Source organism: Pseudomonas sp. FW305-25 (assembly GCF_017351415.1).
GTDB classification, from domain to species: domain Bacteria; phylum Pseudomonadota; class Gammaproteobacteria; order Pseudomonadales; family Pseudomonadaceae; genus Aquipseudomonas; species Aquipseudomonas chlororaphis.
Map to the genome: position 1 here is coordinate 459503 of NZ_JACNDE010000001.1, position 22607 is coordinate 482109.

The following is a 22607-nucleotide window of genomic DNA, read 5'->3' on the forward strand; positions in this document are numbered from 1 at the left end:
CCTCCAGTGCATTAGAAAATGGAACGGCCTTAGCGCCGTTCCAGACGGGCGACTTCCTGTGCCAACTGCTCGTAAGCGCTGCTCAGATCCTTGGATTCTTTCTGGGATGTATCGCGTTGTTTGAGCAGGGACTTCATCTGCGGCAGGTTGCCGAGGGAGATTGCTTCTTGAATTGCCACGCCATAAGGCGTGACGGGGTGGAGCGAGGATGAACTCATGGCGTTGCCTTCCGTGGGAGGTTGTAGAGACTGCGCTATCCGGCAGCTTTTGCAGTTAAGCAGGCCGGGCACGGGGCAAACGCGAGGGTGAACAAATAACTTTGAATAGCCGTTATCGGGAAAAAATATATCCAGGCAGGACAAGGAACTGGCGCGGCCCTATAGCGCGTTTGGCAATCAGCGACCCACCGCTTACAAGGAATGAATACAAGCCGGCGCTACCACTTACATGCCCAGCCATCCGCCTTAGCTGTAGCCGCTGCCGAAGGCTGCGATCGAGCCGCAGGCTCGCGGCGAACGCAAGAGCGCCGAAGCCCCTGCGGGCCTTATCGCAGCCTGCGGCAGCGGCTACAGGAGGCCGTTTTTCGCCAGAAGGAATGCGCAGCGGCTACAGGGGCGGTTGTTGTCTGTGGGAGTGCGGTCGGCAATCGATGGTCGCAGGGGCGGTGATTTGGCGGGGTGGGCGGCGATTGCCGTTGCACCGCGGTTCAGGCCACGGCGCTCTGCGGCGCGCTGTTCAACAGCCGTTCCAGGGCGCCGCTGAGCAGGTGTTCCAGCAGGGTTTCGCGCTCGTGCTCGGTCAGTGGCTGCTCGTCCAGCCAGCCGGGCGCGCTGTTGAGCAGGCTGGCGATGGCATGCCCGGTGGCCAGCAGCGCTGCGTCGCCGAGCCGTGGCAGCGGGCCGAGGAGCATCAGCAGGCGGCGTTCATATTGCTCGCGCAGCTGGCGCACCCGTTGCTGCTGGTCCTGGTTCAGGCAGCCGCTGTCGCGCTCCACCAGGCGGAAGTGCCGAGGCAGTTCCCGGTGCAGTTTCAGGTGGGCGCGGATCAGGGTGCGCAGGCGATCGTCTGGCGCCTTGCGCCGCCGTTCGATGCGCCCCAGGGTGCCGAGCAGTTCGTCGTAGAACTCTTCGATCAGGTCCAGCAGCAGGTGCTGTTTGCTCGGGTAATGGTGATACAGCGAGCCCGGGGTCAGCCCCAGGTGGCTCGCCAGCTCGCGCATGCCGACCTGGCCGAACCCCTTGCTGGCGAACAGCTCCAGGGCCTTGTCGCGGCTTTCGGCAAAACGCGAGCAACGCTCAGCCATAGCGGTGGAAGCCGCGTTCGGTCTTGCGCCCCAGGTAACCGGCGGCGACCATTTCCTTGAGCAGCGGCGCGGGCCGGTATTTGCTGTCGTTGAAGCCATCGTAGAGGGCCTCAAGGATCGCCAGCAGGGTGTCCAGGCCGATCAGGTCGGCCAGGGCCAGCGGGCCGATCGGCTGGTTGCAGCCCAGGCGCATGCCGGCGTCGATGTCCTCGGCGCTGGCCAGGCCTTCCTGCAACACCAGGATCGCCTCGTTGATCATCGGCACCAAGATCCGGTTGACCACGAAGCCCGGGCGGTTGCCGGCGGTGATTGCGACCTTGCCCAGGCGGGTGGCCATGTCCAGGGCCAGGGTGTGGGTCGCGTCGCTGGTTTGCAGGCCGCGGATCACTTCGATCAGGCCCATCACCGGCACCGGGTTGAAGAAGTGCAGGCCGATGAAGCGCTCGGGCGCGCTGACGCTGGCGGCGAGCTGGGTGATCGACAGCGACGAGGTGTTGGAAGCGATGACACAGGTGCTGGCAACCTGGGCGGCGATCTGTTGCAGCACCCGCCGTTTCAGCTCGAGGTTTTCCGTGGCCGCTTCGATCACCAGTTGTGCGTCGACCAGGCTGGCGTAGTCGGTGCTGGTGCGGATGCGCCCCAGGGCCGCCTGTTTCTGCGCTTCGTCCAGGCTGCCCTTGGCGATCAGCCGGTCGAGGTTCTTGCTCACCGTGGCCAGGGCCTTTTGCAGGGCGCTGTCGCTGATGTCCAGCAAGGTCACTTCGAACCCGGCCTGGGCACAGACCTGAGCGATACCGTTACCCATGGTGCCGGCGCCGATCACACCGATATTCTGCAGATTCATCTTGGCTTCTCTTTCTTCGTCCGGACGTGTCGCAGCGCAGCGCGAGCGCGTCTTGCAATGCAACCTTCGAGGCGCGAGTCTAGTGCTCGCGCCGACCCCGGCCTATGCCAAAAGCGCTCAGCCGCGCTGGCGTTTTTTGCCATGTCCACAGCCACAGAGAGCAGTCATTCCATGCGGGAAAAGGATTCGGTCGCGGTCTACTTCGTGCAGGTCATGGTCCACGCCTTGCGTGAGCGGCCCGAGCGCCTGGCCGCGGTGCTGGCCGAAGCGGGCATCGATCCGGCCTTGCTCGGCCAGCCCGAGGCGCGGGTGCCGGCCAGCGCGTTCGCGGCCCTGTGGCTGATCCAGATCCGCGAGCTGCGCGACGAGTTTTTCCAGCTCGATTCCCACGGCCTGCCGCCGGGGGCGTTCGCCCTGATCTGCCGCGGGCTGATCCAGGAGCCGACCCTGGAAAAGGCCCTGCGCCAATGCCTGGCCAATTTCGGCCTGTTCCTGCGCGACTTCCGTGGCAGCCTCAGCGTGCGCGGCAAGCGCGCGGTGCTGAGCCTCGACAGCCAGCCTTGCGATGACGCCGCCGGGCGTTTTGGCGAAGAGACCTTCCTGGTGCTGATGATCAGCCTGTTGTGCTGGCTCGGCGGGCGGCGCATTCCCATCGACCGCGCCGACTTTCGTTATCCGCGCCTGTCCCTGAGCGACGATGCCTTGCTCTGGGGGCCGAACCTGACCTTCGGCGCCGAGCGCACCGAAATCGAATTCGCCAGCCGTTTCCTGCGCCTGCCGGTGGTCCAGGACCTGGCCTCGCTCAAGGTCTTTCTGCGCAGCGCGCCGCAGTGGCTGGTGATCCGTTTTCGCAACCAGCACGGCCTGGCGACTCAGGTCTATCAACGCCTGCGTCGCAGTCACTACAGCCAGTGGCCGACCCTGGAAGCCTTTGCCAGCGAGGTGCAGGTCAGCCCCAGCACCCTGCGGCGGCGCCTGGAGCGCGAGGGCGTGTCGTACCAGGAGATCAAGGACGAAGTGCGCCGCGGCATGGCCGTCGAACTGCTGCGCCAGAGCCGCGCGAGCATCGGCGAAATCGCCGAGCGCACCGGCTTCCAGGAGCCCAGCGCCTTCCACCGCGCGTTCAAGAAATGGACCGGCGAAAGCCCCGGACGCTACCGCGCGCGCTATCAGCCGGCGACCTGACGGGCTGGCGCGCCTGCGTCAGTTCAAACCGCCAACCCCAAGACCTGCAACTGCCGTCGCGTCTCTGCCGCCGACCGGTGCTCAATCGCATTCCAGCCCAGGGCCTTGGCGGCGACGATATTCGGCGCGTGGTCGTCGATGAACACTAACTCCTGCGGCGCCACCTCCGGCAGGTGCGCGCGAATGCGCTGCAGGGCGGTGTGGTAGATCTCGGCGTCAGGCTTGATCTGCCGCTCCTGCCCTGACACCACGATGTCGCGAAAACGCTGGAGGAACGGATAGTTGTCCCAGGCGTAGGGGAAGGTCTCCTGGGACCAGTTGGTCAGCCCGAACAGCGGCATCTGCGCCTGGTGCAGTTCTTCCAGCAAGGCCACGCCGTCATCCAGCTGGCCGCGGAGCATTTCCGGCCAGCGCCCGTAATAGGCCTCGATCAGCGGCGCATGCTCCGGGTGTTCGGCCAGCAGGCTGCGGGTCGCTTCGGCCAGTGGCCGCCCGGCGTCCTGCTGGGTATTCCAGGCCTGGGTGCAAATGGTCTCGAGGAACCATTGGCGACGGGCATCGTCGGGGATCAGTTGGCGGTACAGGTGGTGCGGGCTCCAGTCGAACAGCACGCCACCAAAATCGAAAACCACAGCACGAATTGTCATCGGCACGTCCTTTTGAGCGGTTGTGGGTCAGGGCGACATCCTGCGACGGCAGGCGATGCAATGCAATTTGCTGGCGCACCGACAGCCGTACGTTGTGGGCTTTTGTAGGAGCGAAGCTTGCTCGCGATAGCGTCGGCCCTGGCACCGCACTTTTTGGACGGTGTACCTATCCATCGCTGCGCTCACTACCGCTGGCGGGTGGTGGACATCTGTAGGAGCGAAGCTTGCTCGCGATAGCGTCGGCCCTGGCACCGCTTTTTTGAACGGTGTACATATCCATTCCTGCGGTAACGGCCACTTAGGGTTCCGCCCTTACGGCGGGTCACTTTGGAAAGGCCCCAAAGTAACCAAAGGGCCTTGCCCCACCACTCGGTGCCTCGCCTAGGCTCGGCATGCCCTCACTCCGGCATTGATCCGTGGGCCGCCGCCACACGCCATCCATGGCGTGATGGCGGCTAACCCGGCGTCCTGCCGGGTTGCCCACGGCTCAATGCCTGCGTTCGGCCATCGTGGTTAACGGGGCCTTCAGATCAAAAGCCAAAGCAAAAGCCAGACGGCGGCCTACCGGCCGACCTGAGGCTGAACGCAATTCCTGTAGCCGCTGCCGAGCTTGCGAGGCACCCGCCAAACCTGACAACACGGTGCAACAGATAAATCCGCGAATCAGGATTTGCGTCTGCGACGCACCCGATCACTGTCTTCGGCAGCAGCTACAAAGCCCCCCAGCCCCAATAGCGCTCAGGACTCCCGCGCCGTGCGCCATTGAATCACCTCCAGCACCGCGCACCCTTCCCGGGTCAGCAGATGCACCCCTCGGGTCACCCGCGTCAGGTCGCAGTCGGAAATATCTTTCAGGTTAAGCGTGGACAGCGTGTCCATCAGGTCGCGTACCACGGTGAAACGATGGGCAGCACTGCTGGCCAGATCGCTCAGGGAGGCTTGGGTATCGAGGTAGAAAACCGCTTGATCGGCGTCGTGGGTGTCGACGGCGGTAAAGCGCGAGAGTGACTGGGCAATCATAGGTACAGCTCCTGTGCATGGAGCAATCACCTGTGTTACCGACGACGAAGAAAATGACCGCTGTGCGCGTATATGACGACCGGAGAATCACCGCGCACAGCCGTCATAACATCCTGTCGCGGGCACCCGATAGGTGACTGCAAAGGTGTTGTGGGCGCTGATGCTGCGTTGTAATTCGACCGGCCAAGGTCGTTCGCGAATTTTGCTGCGAGGGCGAGCTATAGGAGTGACGCTTGAACGCCGCAACGGTGCATGGGTGGAGATGTTTGAGTGGTTGTGTCATGGGGCCGACGGAAACTGCGGCAGATGTGTAACTGCTCTGAGCTGGCTATCCGTTTGCATGGGACATATCCAACCTGAGCTTGAGGGACTTCTGCGCGAAGTGACCGAAATAAGGCTTTGGGACATGCTCAATGGAATTCTATCGTTGTGTTGACGGCAAGCCCCTTTGGAGGCCAGCTGATTACTTCCGGAGCAGAGTTCATGTCGTGGCTACTACCAGTCAAGGCGCTCTGCTTCGAATGATGTATATGACTATCTAACTAAGAAACTGAATTGACCTTGCCTTTATAGGTTCACATGACATACCGCTTTTGGCCGCCAGCGACCGCTCATGAAGGGCGGATTACGCCAAAAGCGGACGTTCCTCCAGAGTTACTGCGGTCAAAAACAGTCATCGGGTATCCAGAAAGTCCGAGGAGAGTCGCTGAGTTTTCGACTTGGAAGACCAAGATTTAGCTTCGCTCAACAAGATCGACAAGGCGTAAATAACGCGAGTCTGATTTCAGGTCAGGCTGGGTTTCAGCGATCAGAGCTAGCACCTTCGGCAACTCGTATGGAGGGCGTGTGAGAGTCTGGGGTGTAACTCTGTTGATTAAGTCCAGCGTTGTTTCAGGAAACAAAACGGTGATTGGCTTTTCATCGTTTAAATCTCGAGTGAACCGGTAGAACGGATGATCATTTGTCTCCACCGCCACCAAGAATTTCTTTACCGCTTCGTAAACAGCGGGAAAGCTATCGCCGGTGTCATCGAGCATGCCTATCCAAGCTCTCATCGATTTTGAAGTTCTGTATCGGCGTTCTCTCGGCCAGTCTTTGTTGATTAAAGGAATGACGTGCTCGATCCAGCCGTTCTTGTTTTTCTGTCCAACTTGACCCAGCCACCAGATGAACCGGTTTCGAGTGTCATCGGACATAGCTCGAAAGACCGAACGCAGTTCTCCTTGGGAGAGTCCGCTAGGCTCATTTGTGTGAAATATGCGCATGTAGCCTAGCCATTCGGCAGCTCTGATTGAAAGATCTCGATTCCATGAAAATCCTTCGACCCACGGGAATAGGTTGAGTAGGAGCGGTTTGATGATCTCTCGCAACGATCGTCGAGGCACTTGATTACTATAAAGAAATCCGTTCCATGCGGGTTCCGACGCTGGATGTTCGAACGCCAACATTGGAACAAATCGCTCCTCAGCCCAGACTGGATCTATAAACATGAGCCAGTTCAGCATCCTGCTTGCTATTGATACGACATGATCTAAGCCTTCACCGCGTGCAGCTAAGAGGCGTTCGATTCGAGACTTGATGTGGTCTGGAATTAGTGAGCCGGCGACCTCCTGCCTCTCTCTGGGCACTGCGCCTAAAAGGCCCTCAGCACACATGCCGACCGGGCCATTGATTGCATGGCCATACGTGCGCAAGGACTGTTCAATCACTTTTCCGCCTTGGTGGGTTTTACCAAGACCACTCTTCACTGCCTCTGTTCCACCGCTCAAGATGCCCTCGACGATATGGTCGTAGACCGCCCAACCGAGATCAGCATCAAACTCAAGGATTGCCACCAGATGCTGTTGGAGCCATCGGCCCAAGGTATGGTTCAGTTGGGCGATAACTGCATGCGGGAGCCGTGCTACTCGGTTCAGGAATACCCGTCTCAGCCTGGCTGTGGTGTCTGCAGGAAACTCATTGATCATGGACGACCAGAACGCCTCTGGGTAGTCGCCAGCCTTACCTGCAATCGTCAGAGCAGACAATGCCTTTCGCGGATTGACTTTCACCAAACCAGTAAAGGGTCGCTTCTCGGTGAAGCTGCCAAAGTCACGCTTCAGCTCTTCCTTTGCCCTGGAAACCACCTCGTTTACGGGAAGATCCAAGACTGCATCTGGTTTCTCGTCCGTACCGACCCAGCCAGTATGAGAGCCGTGCTTGATGACCGTCGAAGTCGCCCAAGCGTCGCTCCAATCAAGAATACCTCCGATCATCTCGGCAAGCCGTTCACTGTGAGCGGTTGTAAGTTCACAACCCTGTAGTTCGAGATATCGAGCATATCTTGCGGCGAACTCATCCCGCAGGTCATGGAACTCTTCGTCAGACCAGTGAGTACGCTGGTCAGGGCCCGTCAAGATACGGTCAATAAGTTGATTCCGGCTCGCCTGAGAGAACTCTTTCCATCGGTCAACCAGTAGGAAAAGAAGCTCTCGGGCCACATCAATGTCCCAGAATGCCTCCTGATCTAAGAACAAGACTTGCTCGGCAACCGAGTCGGCCTCAAAGATGTCTACTTTGCTGTACGCATAGAGTTTGAGCTTTCGGAAGAAGAACTGCTCGTTTGTGGGCCAAGTCGTTGCATGTGCCTTCGCCAGATCTGGCCATTTGGCAGTCATTTGGTCGAAAAGTTGAACAAACCAAACCATGGCCTCCGCGGCTTTCGTGATGTAATTTTCCCCGTCGACCTCGCGTTCCGGATAGCAGGTTGGTGTACGGAAGTAGATGGTCTCGATATCCCCCAATAGCCCTGAGGCGACAGTAAGCTGCTCCTGCAGGATGCCAAATACCTGTGGTAGTAGGCCGTCGGGGATGTCTAAATTTTCGTTGTGCTTATCAAGGAACATGACTTCGCACTGACCGAGATCGCCGAGATGAATATCCTCCCAGGATGCCAGCGGAGGCCTGCACTTCCCCAAGCCAAACGGTCGCTTGATCTCCAATCGCGGAGTTGTAACCTTTCGGAACTCTCTTAGGACACTAGCCGTCCATCCCTCTGCATTGATCCGTTTCTTCAAGTCAAACCATTCGCCATTCCACTGATGATTACGAGGGTCTCGATGGTGTTCGAGGATGAGGTTCCAGATATGGCGAGCTCGTTCGTTGAGAGCCTTTGAATGCTCCACTTGCCACTCGAGCTGTTGCAGAAGTCGCGGATGCAGACCGTTCTGACGAATGGTCCACCAGGCCAGCACAGGGCTTTCGATGGCCTTGCTGACCCAGGTGATAAGGTGAGCAAGCCTTATTGGCGTTGCCTCAAAACCTTCTGCTTGGAGCCCACCGAGCCGATGAAGCTCGTGTGGATTGTCGTCTTCGTCCCGCCAAACTAATAGATTGTCGTTGCTTACACCCTGCTTGCGATCTTCATCAGAGATATCGCTCAGATCGTCATCAAGTCCGTAAGCGACCAACGGGTCAAAGGTCTCTGCGTCAACGCCATAGTCACGAACTGGTTCAGCTGATCGCACATAAGCATCCATCACACATACCCATTCAGGATGCGGAGTTGGATCAGCTTCCGAGAATAATCTAGCGCCCTGTACCGTGCGAAGGACATGAGCAACTTGGCCGCGCACATGAGGGGCAAGGACTTTCGGATCCTGTTGGGATTGAGCGATTACGGATGCACGCCATCTACGAGGATCATCGGCTCGCTCTGCCCAAGCTTCCATGCTCGTCCACAAGTCCGAGTGATCAGAATAGGCTATCGCTGTAACCCCTCGGTCACGCCATTTGGCTTCGATGTCCTCGGGAAGCCCACGGTCAAAGGCATAGAGTCGAGATCGATCATACTCGCCGTCATGGTTAAGGCCCTGAAGAAGATATTTGACGGGAGGGTCTTCTGCCTGATAGCCGACTAAAACGACGGTATGTCGTTCGAGGAGGTGTCTGATGAAGTTGGTAGCCCATCCTTCTGAGAGGTATGCACGTCCAAAGTCTGCGCTGCTAAGCACGTAGGGATGCTTTTCAGAGGCTGCCTCCACCAGTCGCCCGTGAAGATACGTGATTCCCTCTATCTTCGATCCGAAGTTTAGATCGGGAAACGCAGGCGGCACATGCCAGACCAGATGCCCTCCCACATGCCCGACCTCGAACAATCGGTCGAAGTTCGTCGTGACAATCTGTGGCACGCCGCTCTGACTCGAAGAAATCCGCTTAATTAGATCGTGTTCACGTCCAACATCTTTGATTTGTAGAGGAGCACTTAGCCGCTCCGTGACCAGAGCGTTAACTTCATCCTTACCGTATTCAAGGTGGAGGAGGTTGAAGATTTGGTCGAGTGGGACATTCGCAGCAGATTGATCATCCAGCCATGGCCGAAACGCGGCCATAATTTCTGAATCGGCTGGCGGGTCAAAAAACTCAATGACGTGCCGAGTAAGACCGACGAAAGTAGGCATTCCAGATGGTAACGAAACTCCGGCACCGCACAGAAATACGACGCGGCCAGCATCACAGCGCTCCAGGAGGATATCTGGTATCGAAGGGCCATCGGGATGGAATCTCATACGTTCAATTCATCAATGCTGTTAAAGGTTGTCATACCGGAGCGGCGAATACGCTTCGACGGTAGGACTACAGATACCGAGTCGCACAGTATAGGTGCGCATCGACAGTGACTGTGGTCTCAATCCCCACCCATCAATCAACAATCACCCGCTCATCCGGGTCATCCCCCAAGCACACGCTCAGCTGTTGCCCAGCCTTGTTGAACGCACAATGAGGCAAAGCCCGCTCCTTGATAAAACTCAACGCCGGCAGGATAAACACGCCAGCCAAAATCAGCGCCCCCACGGTCCGCAGAAACAGCACATCCACACTGCTGGCGGCAGGCCGGGGTTTGAGGCGGCCGTGGCGATACCAGTACAGCCCGCTGGCGACAAAGCCGGCGCCGATGGCCATGGCGTAATCCAGTTCCCAGGCTTGCGGGCTGAAGATCAGGTTGCCGTCGGCGTCGTCCGGGTAGTTGATGCGCCACCAGGCGCCGAGCAGCAGCGGCACCAGGCCGGCGACGAGCCAGGCCAGGCGGGCGCCGGGCATGCGGGTGAGCAGGGCGAGGGTCAGGCCGAGGGCGCAGACGATCCATAGGCCGAGGAACAGCTGGAAACCCATGGCGCCGCCGAACAGTGTGCCGCTGACGTCCCGGGGGACGATCAGTTGCAGGTCGGCGAACAGCATCAGGGACAGCGGGGCCGCTACGGCGATCCAGCTCAACAGGTGGTAGAGCCAGGTCCACAGGGTGAACAGGCGACGTACAAGAGGGTTCGGCAAAGAGGGGGCAGGCGCCAACACGTTTCTTCCTTGGGCGGTGTTCGGGGCGCGCAGTATGCAAGGCCGCCGCCGGTTTTGCATCAGCCGCCGTGCAGCAGGGCGGGGCACGGAGGCCCCGCCCGAGGGGTTAGAACTGCTCCGCTTCCAGGCCGAACAGCGAGGAACTGCCGGCGCGGATGCTTTGCTCCAGGCTGAGGATGCGCGGCAGCAGGCGGCTGAAGTAGAAGCGCGCCGTGGCCAGCTTGGCGCCGTAGAAACGCTCGTCCTCGGCGTGCTTGTGCTCGGCCACCTGGGCCATGCGCGCCCACAGGTAGGCGTAGGCCACATAGCCGAACAGATGCAGGTACTCGACGCAGGCGCTGCCCACCGCGTTGGGGTTCTGCACCGCCTGTTCGCGCAGCCAGTCGCTGAGGTCTTCCAGGCGCTGCACCGCGTCCAGCAGCTCGGCGGCGTAGGCGGCGCCGGGCAGGTAGGCGTAGTCGCGGATCTCGCCAGTGAACAGGCGCAGGGCCACGCCGCCGTTGCCCACTACCTTGCGGCCCAGCAGGTCGAGGGCCTGGATGCCGTTGGTGCCTTCATAGATCTGCGCGATGCGCACATCCCGCACCAGTTGTTCCTGGCCCCATTCGCGGATATAGCCGTGGCCGCCGAAGACCTGCTGGCCGAGGATGCAACTGTCCAGCCCGGTGTCGGTGAAGAACGCCTTGGCCACTGGGGTCAGCAGCGCCACCAGGGCCTCGGCGTTGTGCCGCTCATGGGGCTGGTCGGCGAACTTGGCCAGGTCCAACTGCTGGCCGACGTAACTGGCGAAGGCCCGGCCGCCCTCGGTCATGGCTTTCATGGACAGCAGCATGCGCCGCACATCGGGGTGGACGATGATCGGATCGGCGATCTTGTCCTTGGCCACCGGGCCTGCGGGCGAGCGGCTCTGGATGCGCTCGCGGGCGTAGGTGCGGGCGTTCTGGTAGGCGTTCTCGGCGCAGCCGATGCCCTGGATGCCGATGGACAGGCGCTCGTAGTTCATCATGGTGAACATCGCTGCCAGGCCCTTGTTGGCCTCGCCGATCAGCCAGCCGCTGGCGCCGTCGAAGTTCAGCACGCAGGTGGCCGAGGCCTTGATCCCCATCTTGTGCTCGATGGAGCCGCAGCTCACCGCGTTGGCCTGGCCGAGGTTGCCCTGGGCGTCGACCTGGATCTTCGGCACCAGGAACAGCGAGATGCCCTTGGGCCCGGCCGGGGCGTCCGGCAGCTTGGCCAGGACCAGGTGGATGATGTTTTCGGTCAGGTCCTGCTCGCCGCCGGTGATGAAGATCTTGCTGCCGCTGATCCGGTAGCTGCCGTCGGCCTGGGGTTCGGCGCGGGTGCGGATGATCCCCAGGTCGGTGCCGGCATGGGCCTCGGTAAGGCACATGGAGCCGGCCCAGCGGCCTTCGTACATGGGCGGCAGGTACAGCGTCTTGAGCGCCTCGCTGGCGTGGGCGTCGATGGCCAGGCAGGCGCCGGAACTCAGGGCCGAATACAGGGCAAAGCTGGAATTGGCGGCGTAAAGCATCTCTTCGAACTGCACCGCAAGCATCTTCGGCATGCCCATGCCGCCGTAGGCCGGGTTGCCGCCGAGGCCGACCCAGCCGCCCTGAATATAGGTGCCGTAGGCCTCCTTGAAACCGGCCGGGGTCCGCACCTGGCCGTTGTCCCAGGTGGCGCCTTCCTCGTCGCCGCTGCGGTTGAGCGGGGCGATCAGCTGGCCGGTGACCTTGGCCGCTTCTTCGAGAATCGCATCGGCGGTATCGGCATCCACCGTCTCCGCCAGGGCCGGCAGCCGGGCCCAGAGCCTGGGCGCGTTGAACACTTCATGCAGGACAAAGCGCATGTCGCGCAGGGGGGCGTTGAATTCAGGCATCGCAACAAACCTCGGGCAAGAGTGGCGGTTGAACGGCCGGGGCCGGGTGATTCAAAAAGGCTAGGCCCCGCCATGCCGACGCCCTGCAGGGCAACGACATGCGCGGGGTTTCTGTCTATTCAAGCTAGAGGTTTTTCGCCATGTCGCGCAGGACGAATTTCTGGATCTTGCCGGTGGAGGTCTTGGGCAACTGGCTGAACACCACGGTGCGCGGCACCTTGAAGCCCGCCAGGTGTTCCCGACAGAAGGCGATGATCTGGGCCTCGCTGACCTGCTGGTGGTCGGCCTTGAGGGTGATGAAGGCGCAGGGCGTCTCGCCCCATTTCTCGTCGGGGCGGGCCACCACCGCGGCTTCCAGCACTGCCGGGTGACGATAGAGCACGCCTTCCAGCTCGATGGTGGAAATATTCTCGCCGCCGGAAATGATGATGTCCTTGAGCCGGTCGCGGATCTCCACGTAACCGTCCGGGTGGGTCACCCCCAGGTCGCCGGTGTGGAACCAGCCGCCCTCGAAGGCCTCGGCGGTGGCGCTGGGGTTCTTCAGGTAGCCCTTCATCACCGTGTTGCCGCGCATGAAGATCTCGCCGATGGTCTGGCCGTCGCGGGGCGTGGGTTCGAGGGTTTTCGGGTCGGCCACCATCACCCCTTCCAGGGTCGGGTAACGCACCCCCTGGCGCGACTTGATCTGCGCCCGCTGTTCCAGGGGCAACTCGTCCCAGGCCGCGTGCCAGGCGCACAGGGTCACCGGCCCGTAGACCTCGGTCAGGCCGTAGACGTGGGTCACCTTGATGCCCATTTCTTCCACCGCGCCAATCACCTTGGCTGGTGGCGCGGCCCCGGCGACCATGGCGTCGACCGGGTGATCGATGGCGGCCTTGGCCGAGTCCGGCATGTTCACCAGGGCATTGAGCACGATGGGCGCGCCGCACAGGTGCGTGACCTGGTGCTCGCGGATCAGGTTGAGGATCTTCTGCGGGTCGACCCGGCGCAGGAACACATGGACCCCGGCCAGGGCGGTGACGGTCCAGGGGTAGCACCAGCCGTTGCAGTGGAACATCGGCAGGGTCCACAGGTACACCGGGTGGTTGCCCATGGCCCAGGTCATCTGGTTGCCCAGGGCATTGAGGTAGGCGCCGCGGTGGTGATAGACCACGCCCTTGGGGTTGCCGGTGGTGCCCGAGGTGTAGTTCAGGGCGATGGCCTGCCATTCGTCATCCGGCCACTGCCAGGCGAATTCCGGGTCGCCCTCGGCGAGGAAGGCCTCGTAGTCCAGCTCACTGACCGGCTGGCCCTCGCCGTACTCGGGGTCGTCGAGGTCGATCACCAAAGGCGGCTGGTCGAGCATGGCGACGGCGGCGTGGATCACCTCATGGAACTCGCGGTCGGCGATCAATACCTTGGCCTCGCCGTGAGCCAGCATGAAGGCGATGGCCTCGGCGTCCAGGCGCACGTTGAGGGCATTGAGCACGGCGCCGATCATCGGCACGCCAAAGTGGGCTTCGAGCATGGCCGGGATGTTCGGCAGCATCACCGCCACCGTGTCGTTCTTGCCGATCCCGCGCCCGGCCAGGGCCGAGGCCAGGCGCCGGCAGCGGCTGTAGGTCTGGGCCCAGGTGCGGCGGATCGAACCGTGGATCACCGCTGGGTAATCGGGGTAAACGGCGGCGGTGCGCTCGATGAAGCTCAAGGGGGACAGGGCGATATGGTTGACGGCCGTCGGCGCGAGGCCTTGCTCGTAGATGGACATGGTTCGGGTACCCGGTGGCTGATTGTTAGCTCTATTGGCCGAGGCCATTTTTGCGGCACTCGATGACTTATCCGGAGGCTTTTATATACTGCTTGGCAATGGATATGGAAGTACTACCTGAGTTGTATAGTGTTTATACTATATTAATAATTCGCTGATCCAGCCCGCAGGTTTATCGACGATGCCCACCTCCAACCACTTGAACCGTTGGCTGCGCCTGCAGCGCGAAGGCCGGCTGCCGGACTCGCCCTGGCTGGGCCATGACCCGCAACCCAGCCTGCTGCTGGACGCCGAGGCGCGGCCCGTGGACCTGAACCCGGCGCTCTTGCAATGGCTGGATACTGAGGCGTCGAGCGAGGTCGCGGCGCTGCTGCCGGTCAATCACCCGGCCCTGGTCCGGGCCTGCCTGGAGCAACAGCGGGCCATCGAAGAGGTCGAGGCCCAGTGGGGCGAGCGGGTGCTGCTCTGGAGCTTTATCCCCGACCCGCACAGGCAACGGGTCCTGGCCCGGTGCCGCGAAGCCACGGCGCAGATCCTCGCCGAGCGCGAGTCGGCCACGGCCCGGCGCCTGTACCGGCTGATCACCGAGAACACCACCGACCTGATTTCCCGGCATACCCCGGACGGCACCTTTCTCGACGCCTCGCCGGCGTCCTGGACCCTGCTCGGCTACTGGCCCGAAGCACTGCGCGGGCGCCTGGCCCGCAGCCTGTTCCACAGCCAGGACCTGGCCGGGCTGACGCAGCGCACCCGGGACGCCCTGGAGCAGGACGGCTACCACACCATGACCTACCGCATCCGCCATCGCGACGGCCATTACCTGTGGTTCGAGACCGCCTGCCGGGCGATCCGCGAAACCTACACCGGGGCGGTGGTGGAAGTGGTGGCGGTGTCCCGGGACATCACCTCCCGGGTCCAGGCCGAAGAGAACAAGCGGCGCCTGGCGGAAGTGGTGGAGGCCAACCCCGACCCGGTGCTGTTCATCCAGCCCGGCGGCGCGGTGACCTACCTCAACCCGGCGGCCCGGCGCACCCTGGGCCTGGAGGCCGGGCAGCCGATGCCGGACCTGGCAAGCATCCTCACCCAGGAAGTGCTGGACAGCCTGCAACGCGAAGGCTGGCACCGCGCCGAACACAGCGGCCGCTGGAGCATCGAGGCGCGCCTGCAACCGCCGGCCGGCGGCGCTTCGGTGCCGGTGTCGCTGATGTTGCTGGCCCATCGCGCGGCCAGTGGCGAGCGCTTCTATTCCCTGGTGGCCCACGACCAGAGCGAACGGGAATTGCGCGAGGCCCAGCAGCGTCATCACCAGGACGAACTGGCCCACACCGCGCGCCTGGTGACCCTGGGCGAACTGGCCTCGGGCATTGCCCATGAGATCAATCAGCCCCTGGCGGCGGTGGTCAATTACGCCAACGCCAGCCAACGTTATCTGCAAGCCCTCGACACTCAGCCCGAGGCCGCCCGCAAGGTCGCCCAGGGCCTGGAGCGGATCGCCGAACAGGCCACCCACGCCGCCGAAGTGATCAAGCGTCTGCGGGCCTTCCTGCGCAAGGGCGGGCGCCGGGTCCAGGCCCTGGACCTGGCCGAGGTGGCCCGGGAAACGGTGCGTCTGTGCGCCTGGGAGGCGCAGGCCTGCCAGGTGACGATCGAGCTGCGCCTGGCGGATAATCTGCCGCCGGTGTACGCCGACCGGATCTTGCTCGAACAGGTGCTGTTGAACCTGTTGCGCAACGCCATCGAGGCCAATCGCGAGGTGCATCCGCAGCAGGGCTCGCAGATCGTCCTCGGTGCCCGGGCCAGTAGCGAAGGCGGGGTCGAGGTCAGCGTCAGCGACCAGGGCCCGGGCGTCTCCACCGAGCAGCTGGCGCAGCTGTTCACCCCGTTCTACACCAGCAAGGCCAACGGCCTGGGGCTCGGGCTGTCCATGAGCCGCAGCATCGTCGAAGGCTTCGGCGGCGACTTGCAGGCCCAGCCCCAGAGCCGCGGCTTGAAGATGTGCTGCCACTTGCCGGCGACGGCCCCGGCGCAAGCCGATTCACCCACCCAACCGATAACAGGAGCAAGGCAATGACGAGTGCGGCGCAGCAGCTGGTGTATGTGGTCGACGACGACCCGGGCATGCTCGACTCCACCGTCTGGCTGCTGGAGTCGGTGGGCCTCAAGGCTGTGCCCTTCACCAGCGGCCGGGAGTTCCTCGAACACTGCGACCCCAGCCTCGACGCCTGCGTGCTGCTGGATGTGCGCATGCCCGGCATGGGCGGGCTGAATGTCCAGGAAGAGCTACGCCAGCGGGATATCCACCTGCCGCTGATCTTTGTCAGCGGCCACGCCGATGTGCCCATCGTGGTGCGGGCGTTCAAGGCCGGCGCCGTGGACTTTATCGAGAAGCCCTACAACGAACAGCTGCTGCTGGACAGTGTGCAGCAGGCCCTGAGCCGCGCCGACGACCGCCACAGCCGCAACGCCGGGCAGGCCCGGGTCGAAGCGCGCCTGGAGAGCCTCACGCCGCGGGAGAAGGACGTGCTGCTGCCGTTGGTGCAGGGTTACAGCAATCGCGAGATCGCCGAGCAACTGGGGGTCAGCGTCAAGACCATCGACCTGTACCGGTCACGGGTGATGAAACGCATGCAGGCCGAGCACCTGCCGGAACTGGTGGGCATGGCCATCGCCGTCGGGCTGGTGGACCCGCTGCAACTGCGCTGAGGCTTAGGCCACCGCACTTTTTGCGTTTTTGTGGTTCTATTCAGGGCCAGGCCGCGCCGATTCCCTGCGCGGCCAGAGTCCAGAATGGTGCCGATGGTTTATCCGCTTTCTCTTTACCTGCGTGTGTTGTTCCCGCCTGTGTTGCGCCAGCCGCTGTGGCTGGTGGGTGCCTTGATGCTCTGCGCCACGGGTTGCAGCCAGCAGCAGGGGCGCGACATGGTCCACCAGTTCAGCAATGGCAAGCCCCAGGAGTTCTTCCAGACCAGCGTCGACCGTATGGCCACCCTGAGCATGCGCGACAACCTGCAAAGCCTTTACCTGCTGATGAACAAGCTCTATCTGCGCAACCCCAACCAGTGGCGCGAGTGGGGGTATACCGATGCCACCAGCGCCGCGCGGGATATCCGCCAGGCCATCGAACAGCAGAAGGCCTTGCCGGCCCTGGGCAACCGTCGTGACCTGGCTGCGTTGAGTTATGCCCTGAGCCCGGAGTTTCGTGGCGACCGGGTCGGCGCTTTCATCTATGCCATTGGCAGCATGCTGGTGACCGCCCATGGCGGGCGTACCGAGTTTTTCATGACCGACACTATCGATCCGCAGTTTGTCAGCAATGCGGCGCGCAATATTGAAAAAGCCACTTGGATGCTCAGCCAGCGGCAGGGGGCCAATGGGGAGCTGTTGCTGTTTTCCAACGAGATTTCGGAGGAGGGCAGCAATCTGAGTTTTGCGGTGGAGTTTGGGAAGATTGTGGCGCGCCTCGACCTGCTGACCCAGATGCTTGACGAGCGCTACCGGCGTATTGGTCTGAATTACGCGCAGAGCTTGTTGCTGATGAATTTTTTGCCGGTGCAGTAGGAGCCTGCAAGCCCGCGCTCACCAGTCACTCGATGCAGATACGGAGCGGACCTTTACTGGTGCTTGGGCCTAGGGGTGTAAGTTCAACACATCCCGGCCTGATCGTCTGAAACAGTGGAGAAAAAGTTCGGTGTTGAGTGCTCGTTGAGTTTCATGCCGCCAGTCTGTGCGGTCTGGCGGAATGAGTGAGTATCAGTGGGGCTTAAGATTTTGTGATAACCCCTAATTACGTTGTTTTTTCTTGGCCCGCAATCTTGTCATTACAGTGTCTCCGTATGGAGTTAGCTTCCAGTAGGTCCCACTGTCCTTGACGCTTCTGGCTCTATCGCTTTGTGCAATCAGTCCCAGTGCGCGAAGCTGAATTATTATCGTGTGATAGTCGTCAGTATTAATGTTGAACTGAGCTAATCTTAAATCTTCAAATCGTTTGTCCCCTTTAAAGTGGTCTTGGCTGAATACTTCTATCATTGAGTTCAGGGGCGGGACTAGTGTGTAATCACCCGCTTCATTAATCATTAGTGGGGAAAGGGTGAAAAAAATATCATCCCACGTAAATAGTACTGAGCTTTTGTATTCGTTATTTATTAAGTTGTAAGTATTGATGCCTCTGAACGTGTAGTTTATTTCAAATTCGTCACTTCCCTTTTCTAGCTCGGCAGCCCCTTCAGGTTCTTGAGTTTTTGCTAATTTAATTTCTTGCTCAAGCTCCTCAATGCGGTGGTGTAACTTTAATATTTCTTTGGCAGCGCTTTCGTTGGGAACCAGATTCGCTCTGACCCAACCTATAGCTGGTTTGCTTTTAATAAGCTGGACTAAGCTTCTACTAACTTGGCTGCCGAGGTCGGATGGGCTTTCCCAAAAACGGCACATTTTTTGTTGTGCTAATATTCGAAAGTTATTTAATTTCGCCTTGCCCTCGGGCGTTTCTTCACAAACATTTGCGGGTAGCTGGCCGGGGTCTTTGTATACAAAGCCGATTACTGGTTTTCCGATTTCTGTTGCATAACGGTATTCCATTTCCGTATAGCTATAGCCCTCAGGGCCGATAGAACCATACCTGCCTGCGAGAATAACAATGTAGTAGTCACTATCGTCTATCACTTTTTTAATTAGACTCCATTGGTCTTCATCTGCCGCAGGGAAAAGCTCCATGCCTGATGGAATGCAGTCCAACTCCAGTAAAGCTTGCATTACCTCCTTTCTCGCTTCTTGTAAATCTATGAACGTCGAGCTGACAAATACCTGATAACGCTTTTCCATTTTCCAAAAAACTCCTTCGACTTTACCGACTGGTTTGTAGACCTTGATGCGCTGAACCCTATTCGAGCCAATCTAACGCACGTCTAACCCCCTTTCGTAGCGTTATTTTTGCAATGGTCATGCCTTCACGCTACTGCGTGCTCATGAGCGCTCAACCAGCCATCGCTTCCTTTAGATAGTCATACCCCTCCAATCAATGCCTGTATTTGGCCATCGTGGCTAATAGGGCCAGGAGATCAAGAACCGAAGCGAGGCGGCCGGTCTGGACTCTGGGGCTGTGCGCAGGGAGCTCGGAGGTCTTTACCACCCCAGTTTCTCCATCGCAGCATCCGCCAGGAAAGACGACCGGCTCTTGATGTTGTGCTCCCGCACAAAGCGGTCGATGCGTTGAATCACGTAACCCGGCAGGGTCACATTGACCTTTTCGGTTTTGCCCAGGTAAGGCGTGATATCGATATCCAGCATGCCCCAGCCCATCCCTTCGAAGTCGGGGTTGGCGCGGTGTGTGCCGGTGGGCGAGGGCAGGGGAATGGCTTGCCCCTCACGGGCCAGTTCTTCGAGCATGACGTGGGCGATTTCGATGGCGGCGCTGTACGCGGCCTCGAAGGTGTCGCCGGCGGTGACCGCGCCAGGAATGTCGGGAATCTGGATGCCGGTAGCCGTGTGCTCGTCACCCCACTCGATGCAGATGGGATAGTGCACGGGGATCTCCTCATAAGGTGCGAAGGCAGAGTCGGCGGCTTGGGGTTGACGCTCCCTGTAGCCGCTGCCGAAGAATGAGGCTGCGATCGGGTTGGGCGGCATTCCGACGAAGCGCCCGCCAAACCGGGCGACGCGGTGCAACAGATAAATCCGGGAGGCAGAATGTGCGTCTGCTACGCAACCGATCGCAGCCTTCGGCAGCGGCTACAAACAGCCTCCCTGGCTCAATAGCGCTCAGGGCTCCTGCGCCGTGCGCCACTGAATCACCTCCAACACCGCACACCCTTCCCGGGTCAGCAAATGCACCCCTCGGGTCACCCGCGCCAAGTCGCAGTCGGAAATACCTTTCAGGTTAAGCGTGGACAGCGTGTCCATCAGATCGCGCACCACGGTGAAACGATGGGCTGCGCTGCTGGCCAGATCGCTCAAGGAGGCCTGGGTATCGAGGTAGAACACGGCAGAGTCGGTGTCATGGGTATCGACGGCGGTGAAGCGCGAGAGTGGCTGGTCAATCATAGGGGCAGCTCCTGTGCAGGGAGCAATCACCTGTGTTGCCGACGACGAGGAGAATGACTGTTGTACGCGTACGTGACGACCGGAGATCCACCGCACATAGTCGTCATACCATCCTGTCGCAGGCACCAGATAGGCGACTGCAAAAGTGTTGTGGACGCTGAAGCATTCCTATGCTCGACCGGCCAAGGTCGTTCGCGGATTTTGCCGCGAGCGCGAACTATAGGGACCGCGCTTGAGCGGCGCAACCGCGTATTGGAGGGGATGTTTGAGGGGGTGTGTCGGGGGTGTTGGTGGCGACGGTGGCGGGCGTAATTATATGGACTTGACGCCCCCCTGTTGGTGTCGACTTTTTTTATTTCTGTTGTCGATCATGCATGTCAGTTCATTACCGACCTCAAAGCCTGCAAGCAATTTCCTTCCACATGTAGTCGTAGTTGTACTTCAGCCATAGAGCCAGCACCTTATCAAACTGCCTGCGTAACCAATTACGCTTCCGCGCCGCCAGCCTTTCCTCGATCTTGGCTCTGAGCCAGTCGGGGTCAAAGCCTGTCCAGACAGAGGGCAAGACTGCTGCAAGGTTGGAGAAGCACACGGGCGCCACTTCTGAATAAAAGATTTCGTAGAGTACGTCAGGATCGACACCTTTGACCTGTCGCGCGATGTAGTCGTAATCGGTCGGAAAATAGTTGAATGGCTCAGACAGTGCAGTTCTGACTTCTGTCAGTTGTGGCTCGGTCAGAAAATGTCCCAATGCAAAAACTCCTCCAGTTCCTCATCAAGCGAGTCCTCGACCACGCCGCCTGCGACTTCATACATTAGAAGTGCTCTGAAAGATTTCCGTGATTTGGCGAAACCCACGGACATCTATCACCGAGCCCAGAGAACTCAACCCCCCACCATCGGGCATCACAGAATGCCCAACATCCACAACACTCCCAAATAAACCACCCCTATCCCCACCGGCAGCACACAAAGCAGTCGAACCTGCGAAAAAAACGAAGGCACAGCTTCCACCGGAGTCGAGTCTTCCAGTTGCTGCAACGTCATGACCGCGACACCTTCCTCCGATGGGGCATTGAGCCGGGCCTGGATCAGCGGTTCGACTTCCTCGACTTTGCGCATCAGGGTTCGGCCCCAGGTGAACAGGGCTGCGCTGATGAAGATCAGCAGGTAGATCACCAGGAATTTCCAGTGGGGCGGGTTGCTCAGGCGGATGAAGTCGGGGGTTGGGCTGTTGTCCCAGAACCAGTCCAGGGGGCGGGTGTTTTCGTAGACGGTGAACATGAAGTTCTTGATCGGGCGGTTGATGGTCGCCGCGGCGGTGGTGTAGCTGTCCAGGCGCCAGTGGAGCATTTTCAGGGTGGAAAACACGGTGGAGATCAAGGCGCCGGTAAACAGCAATGCGCCTGCGGCGATGGCCAGCCGGTATTTCAGTTGGGCCTGGGTGTAATTCATCTGTGCGTCCTGCGATGAAGAAAAGGGCCGCAATACTAATAGTTCGTCGCCCCTGGCCGATAGGGGCGGCGCTGGCTTATGGGTTGCCTTTGGGCCTCGAGGGTTTCAGCCGGCAGGGCTGCGACGAACGCTATCGGCGGCTCGGCCTTGCTGTACAACCTGCCGAAATGGGACATGGCCCTGCGCCTGCGTAACGTCTTCGACAAGGACTATTACGCCTCGGCGCATGGCTCGGTGGACCTGATCACGCCGGGCGCGCCACGCACCCTGGAACTGAGCGCCAACTACCGGTTTTGAAGGCCTACCCTGAGACCAAAGCCCGGCAGTGCGACACTGCCGGGCTTTTTTGTCTGCGCTCGCCTTGCCTGATGGGTCTCCTATACTCATTCGCGCCGACAGGTTCAGCCGTACCCGAACGCCGCCGCAACAGCCGTCAGTTCCCTGACAACTACCCCTCCCAGTCACTGCAAGGAGACCAAACATGGCAATCCGCATTGGCGACGAAGCACCCGATTTCACTGCCGACACGACCGAAGGTCCGCTGCATTTCCACGAGTGGATCGGCGATAAGTGGGCGATCCTGTTCTCCCACCCCAAGGACTTCACCCCGGTGTGCACCACCGAGCTCGGTTATATGGCCAGGCTCAAGCCGGAGTTCGACAAACGCAACACTAGGATTGTCGGGCTCAGCATCGACCCGGTCAGCGACCATAAAGCCTGGGTCGGCGACATCCAGGAGACCCAGGGGCATGCGGTCAACTACCCGATGATCGGTGACGAAAACCTGGTGGTGGCCAAGCTCTACGACATGATCCACCCCAATGCCAGTGGCGGCGCGCGCACCGCCGTGGACAACGCCACCGTGCGTTCGGTGTTCATCATCGGCCCGGACAAGAAGGTCAAGGCCATGCTGGTGTACCCGATGAGCGCCGGGCGCAATTTCGATGAAGTGCTGCGCCTGCTCGATGCCCTGCAACTGAATGCCAAGCACACCGTCGCCACCCCGGTGAACTGGCGCCCGGGCGAGGATGTGATCATTCCTACCTCGGTATCCGACGAGGACGCCCGGAAGAAATACCCGCAAGGCTTCAAGACGTTGAAGCCCTATCTGCGCACCGTGGAGCAACCCAAGTAACGACCACCGACTAAGGCTTGCTCGC

The 22607-nt window shown here is 60.5% G+C and carries 20 protein-coding genes; 6 read left to right on the plus strand and 14 right to left on the minus strand.

The features are described 5' to 3' along the window. Positions 1 to 29: 29 nt before the first annotated feature. The 3 genes from J4E58_RS02240 to J4E58_RS02250 form a co-directional block, all read right to left on the minus strand. Complete coding sequence (locus J4E58_RS02240; RefSeq protein ID WP_007932306.1) at positions 30 to 218, minus strand: DUF1843 domain-containing protein; 189 nt, start codon at positions 216 to 218, stop codon at positions 30 to 32. A 488-nt stretch (positions 219 to 706) separates the two neighbouring features. Beyond that, a complete protein-coding gene (locus J4E58_RS02245) occupies positions 707 to 1303 on the minus strand; it encodes a TetR/AcrR family transcriptional regulator (RefSeq protein WP_062822931.1) in 597 nt (198 codons plus the stop codon). Then, entirely contained in the window at positions 1296 to 2147 is an 852-nt protein-coding gene (locus tag J4E58_RS02250) for a 3-hydroxybutyryl-CoA dehydrogenase (RefSeq protein ID WP_087088415.1), read from the minus strand. Before J4E58_RS02250 ends, J4E58_RS02245 begins: the two co-directional genes overlap by 8 nt. 171 nt (positions 2148 to 2318) lie before the next feature. On the opposite strand from J4E58_RS02250, the gene J4E58_RS02255 reads away from it, so the two are divergent. Beyond that, a complete protein-coding gene (locus J4E58_RS02255) occupies positions 2319 to 3332 on the plus strand; it encodes an AraC family transcriptional regulator (protein ID WP_087088413.1) in 1014 nt (337 codons plus the stop codon). A gap of 23 nt (positions 3333 to 3355) precedes the next feature. Here J4E58_RS02255 and J4E58_RS02260 read toward each other — a convergent pair whose 3' ends face one another. The 6 genes from J4E58_RS02260 to J4E58_RS02285 form a co-directional block, all read right to left on the minus strand. Next, a complete protein-coding gene (locus J4E58_RS02260) occupies positions 3356 to 3979 on the minus strand; it encodes an HAD family phosphatase (RefSeq protein WP_087088410.1) in 624 nt (207 codons plus the stop codon). Positions 3980 to 4717: 738 nt separating this feature from the next. After that, positions 4718 to 4999 (minus strand): hypothetical protein, encoded by a 282-nt coding sequence (locus tag J4E58_RS02265; protein WP_087088408.1) that lies wholly within the window; start codon positions 4997 to 4999, stop codon positions 4718 to 4720. Positions 5000 to 5733: 734 nt separating this feature from the next. Next, the gene (locus J4E58_RS02270; protein WP_087088406.1) at positions 5734 to 9546 is read right to left on the minus strand and encodes an SIR2 family protein; all 3813 of its coding nucleotides are present in this window, start codon (positions 9544 to 9546) and stop codon (positions 5734 to 5736) included. A 133-nt stretch (positions 9547 to 9679) separates the two neighbouring features. Then, positions 9680 to 10330: a hypothetical protein gene (locus tag J4E58_RS02275; RefSeq protein WP_087088404.1), complete on the minus strand. Its 651-nt coding sequence runs from the start codon at positions 10328 to 10330 to the stop codon at positions 9680 to 9682. A 106-nt stretch (positions 10331 to 10436) separates the two neighbouring features. After that, positions 10437 to 12209 (minus strand): acyl-CoA dehydrogenase C-terminal domain-containing protein, encoded by a 1773-nt coding sequence (locus J4E58_RS02280; protein ID WP_087088402.1) that lies wholly within the window; start codon positions 12207 to 12209, stop codon positions 10437 to 10439. 124 nt (positions 12210 to 12333) lie between these two features. Then, the gene (locus tag J4E58_RS02285) at positions 12334 to 13956 is read right to left on the minus strand and encodes an acyl-CoA synthetase (protein WP_053260450.1); all 1623 of its coding nucleotides are present in this window, start codon (positions 13954 to 13956) and stop codon (positions 12334 to 12336) included. A gap of 181 nt (positions 13957 to 14137) precedes the next feature. On the opposite strand from J4E58_RS02285, the gene J4E58_RS02290 reads away from it, so the two are divergent. The 3 genes from J4E58_RS02290 (at position 14138) to J4E58_RS02300 (ending at position 17514) form a co-directional block, all read left to right on the plus strand. Next, entirely contained in the window at positions 14138 to 16027 is a 1890-nt protein-coding gene (locus tag J4E58_RS02290) for a PAS domain S-box protein (RefSeq protein ID WP_087088400.1), read from the plus strand. Next, positions 16024 to 16659: a response regulator transcription factor gene (locus J4E58_RS02295; protein WP_053260452.1), complete on the plus strand. Its 636-nt coding sequence runs from the start codon at positions 16024 to 16026 to the stop codon at positions 16657 to 16659. Before J4E58_RS02290 ends, J4E58_RS02295 begins: the two co-directional genes overlap by 4 nt. Before the next feature lie 84 nt (positions 16660 to 16743). Continuing rightward, a complete protein-coding gene (locus J4E58_RS02300) occupies positions 16744 to 17514 on the plus strand; it encodes a hypothetical protein (RefSeq protein WP_087088398.1) in 771 nt (256 codons plus the stop codon). 222 nt (positions 17515 to 17736) lie between these two features. Here the strand turns inward: J4E58_RS02300 and J4E58_RS02305 are convergent, their stop codons facing one another. The 5 genes from J4E58_RS02305 to J4E58_RS02325 all read right to left on the minus strand — a co-directional run bounded on the left by J4E58_RS02305 (position 17737) and on the right by J4E58_RS02325 (position 21447). Further along, positions 17737 to 18774: a DUF4062 domain-containing protein gene (locus J4E58_RS02305; protein WP_053260454.1), complete on the minus strand. Its 1038-nt coding sequence runs from the start codon at positions 18772 to 18774 to the stop codon at positions 17737 to 17739. A 300-nt stretch (positions 18775 to 19074) separates the two neighbouring features. Further along, the gene (locus tag J4E58_RS02310) at positions 19075 to 19476 is read right to left on the minus strand and encodes a type II toxin-antitoxin system HicB family antitoxin (RefSeq protein WP_087088396.1); all 402 of its coding nucleotides are present in this window, start codon (positions 19474 to 19476) and stop codon (positions 19075 to 19077) included. Positions 19477 to 19710: 234 nt separating this feature from the next. Further along, positions 19711 to 19992 carry a hypothetical protein gene (locus J4E58_RS02315; protein ID WP_087088394.1) on the minus strand — a complete coding sequence of 94 codons (282 nt, stop codon included), beginning with the start codon at positions 19990 to 19992 and terminating at the stop codon, positions 19711 to 19713. Positions 19993 to 20386: 394 nt separating this feature from the next. Further along, entirely contained in the window at positions 20387 to 20743 is a 357-nt protein-coding gene (locus J4E58_RS02320) for a hypothetical protein (protein ID WP_087088392.1), read from the minus strand. A gap of 155 nt (positions 20744 to 20898) precedes the next feature. Further along, a complete protein-coding gene (locus tag J4E58_RS02325) occupies positions 20899 to 21447 on the minus strand; it encodes a YniB family protein (RefSeq protein ID WP_087088390.1) in 549 nt (182 codons plus the stop codon). 147 nt (positions 21448 to 21594) lie between these two features. On the opposite strand from J4E58_RS02325, the gene J4E58_RS02330 reads away from it, so the two are divergent. Beyond that, positions 21595 to 21744 carry a hypothetical protein gene (locus J4E58_RS02330; RefSeq protein WP_307669563.1) on the plus strand — a complete coding sequence of 50 codons (150 nt, stop codon included), beginning with the start codon at positions 21595 to 21597 and terminating at the stop codon, positions 21742 to 21744. Positions 21745 to 21928: 184 nt separating this feature from the next. Next, positions 21929 to 22582 carry a peroxiredoxin gene (locus J4E58_RS02335; protein WP_007923518.1) on the plus strand — a complete coding sequence of 218 codons (654 nt, stop codon included), beginning with the start codon at positions 21929 to 21931 and terminating at the stop codon, positions 22580 to 22582. Positions 22583 to 22607 lie beyond the last annotated feature (25 nt).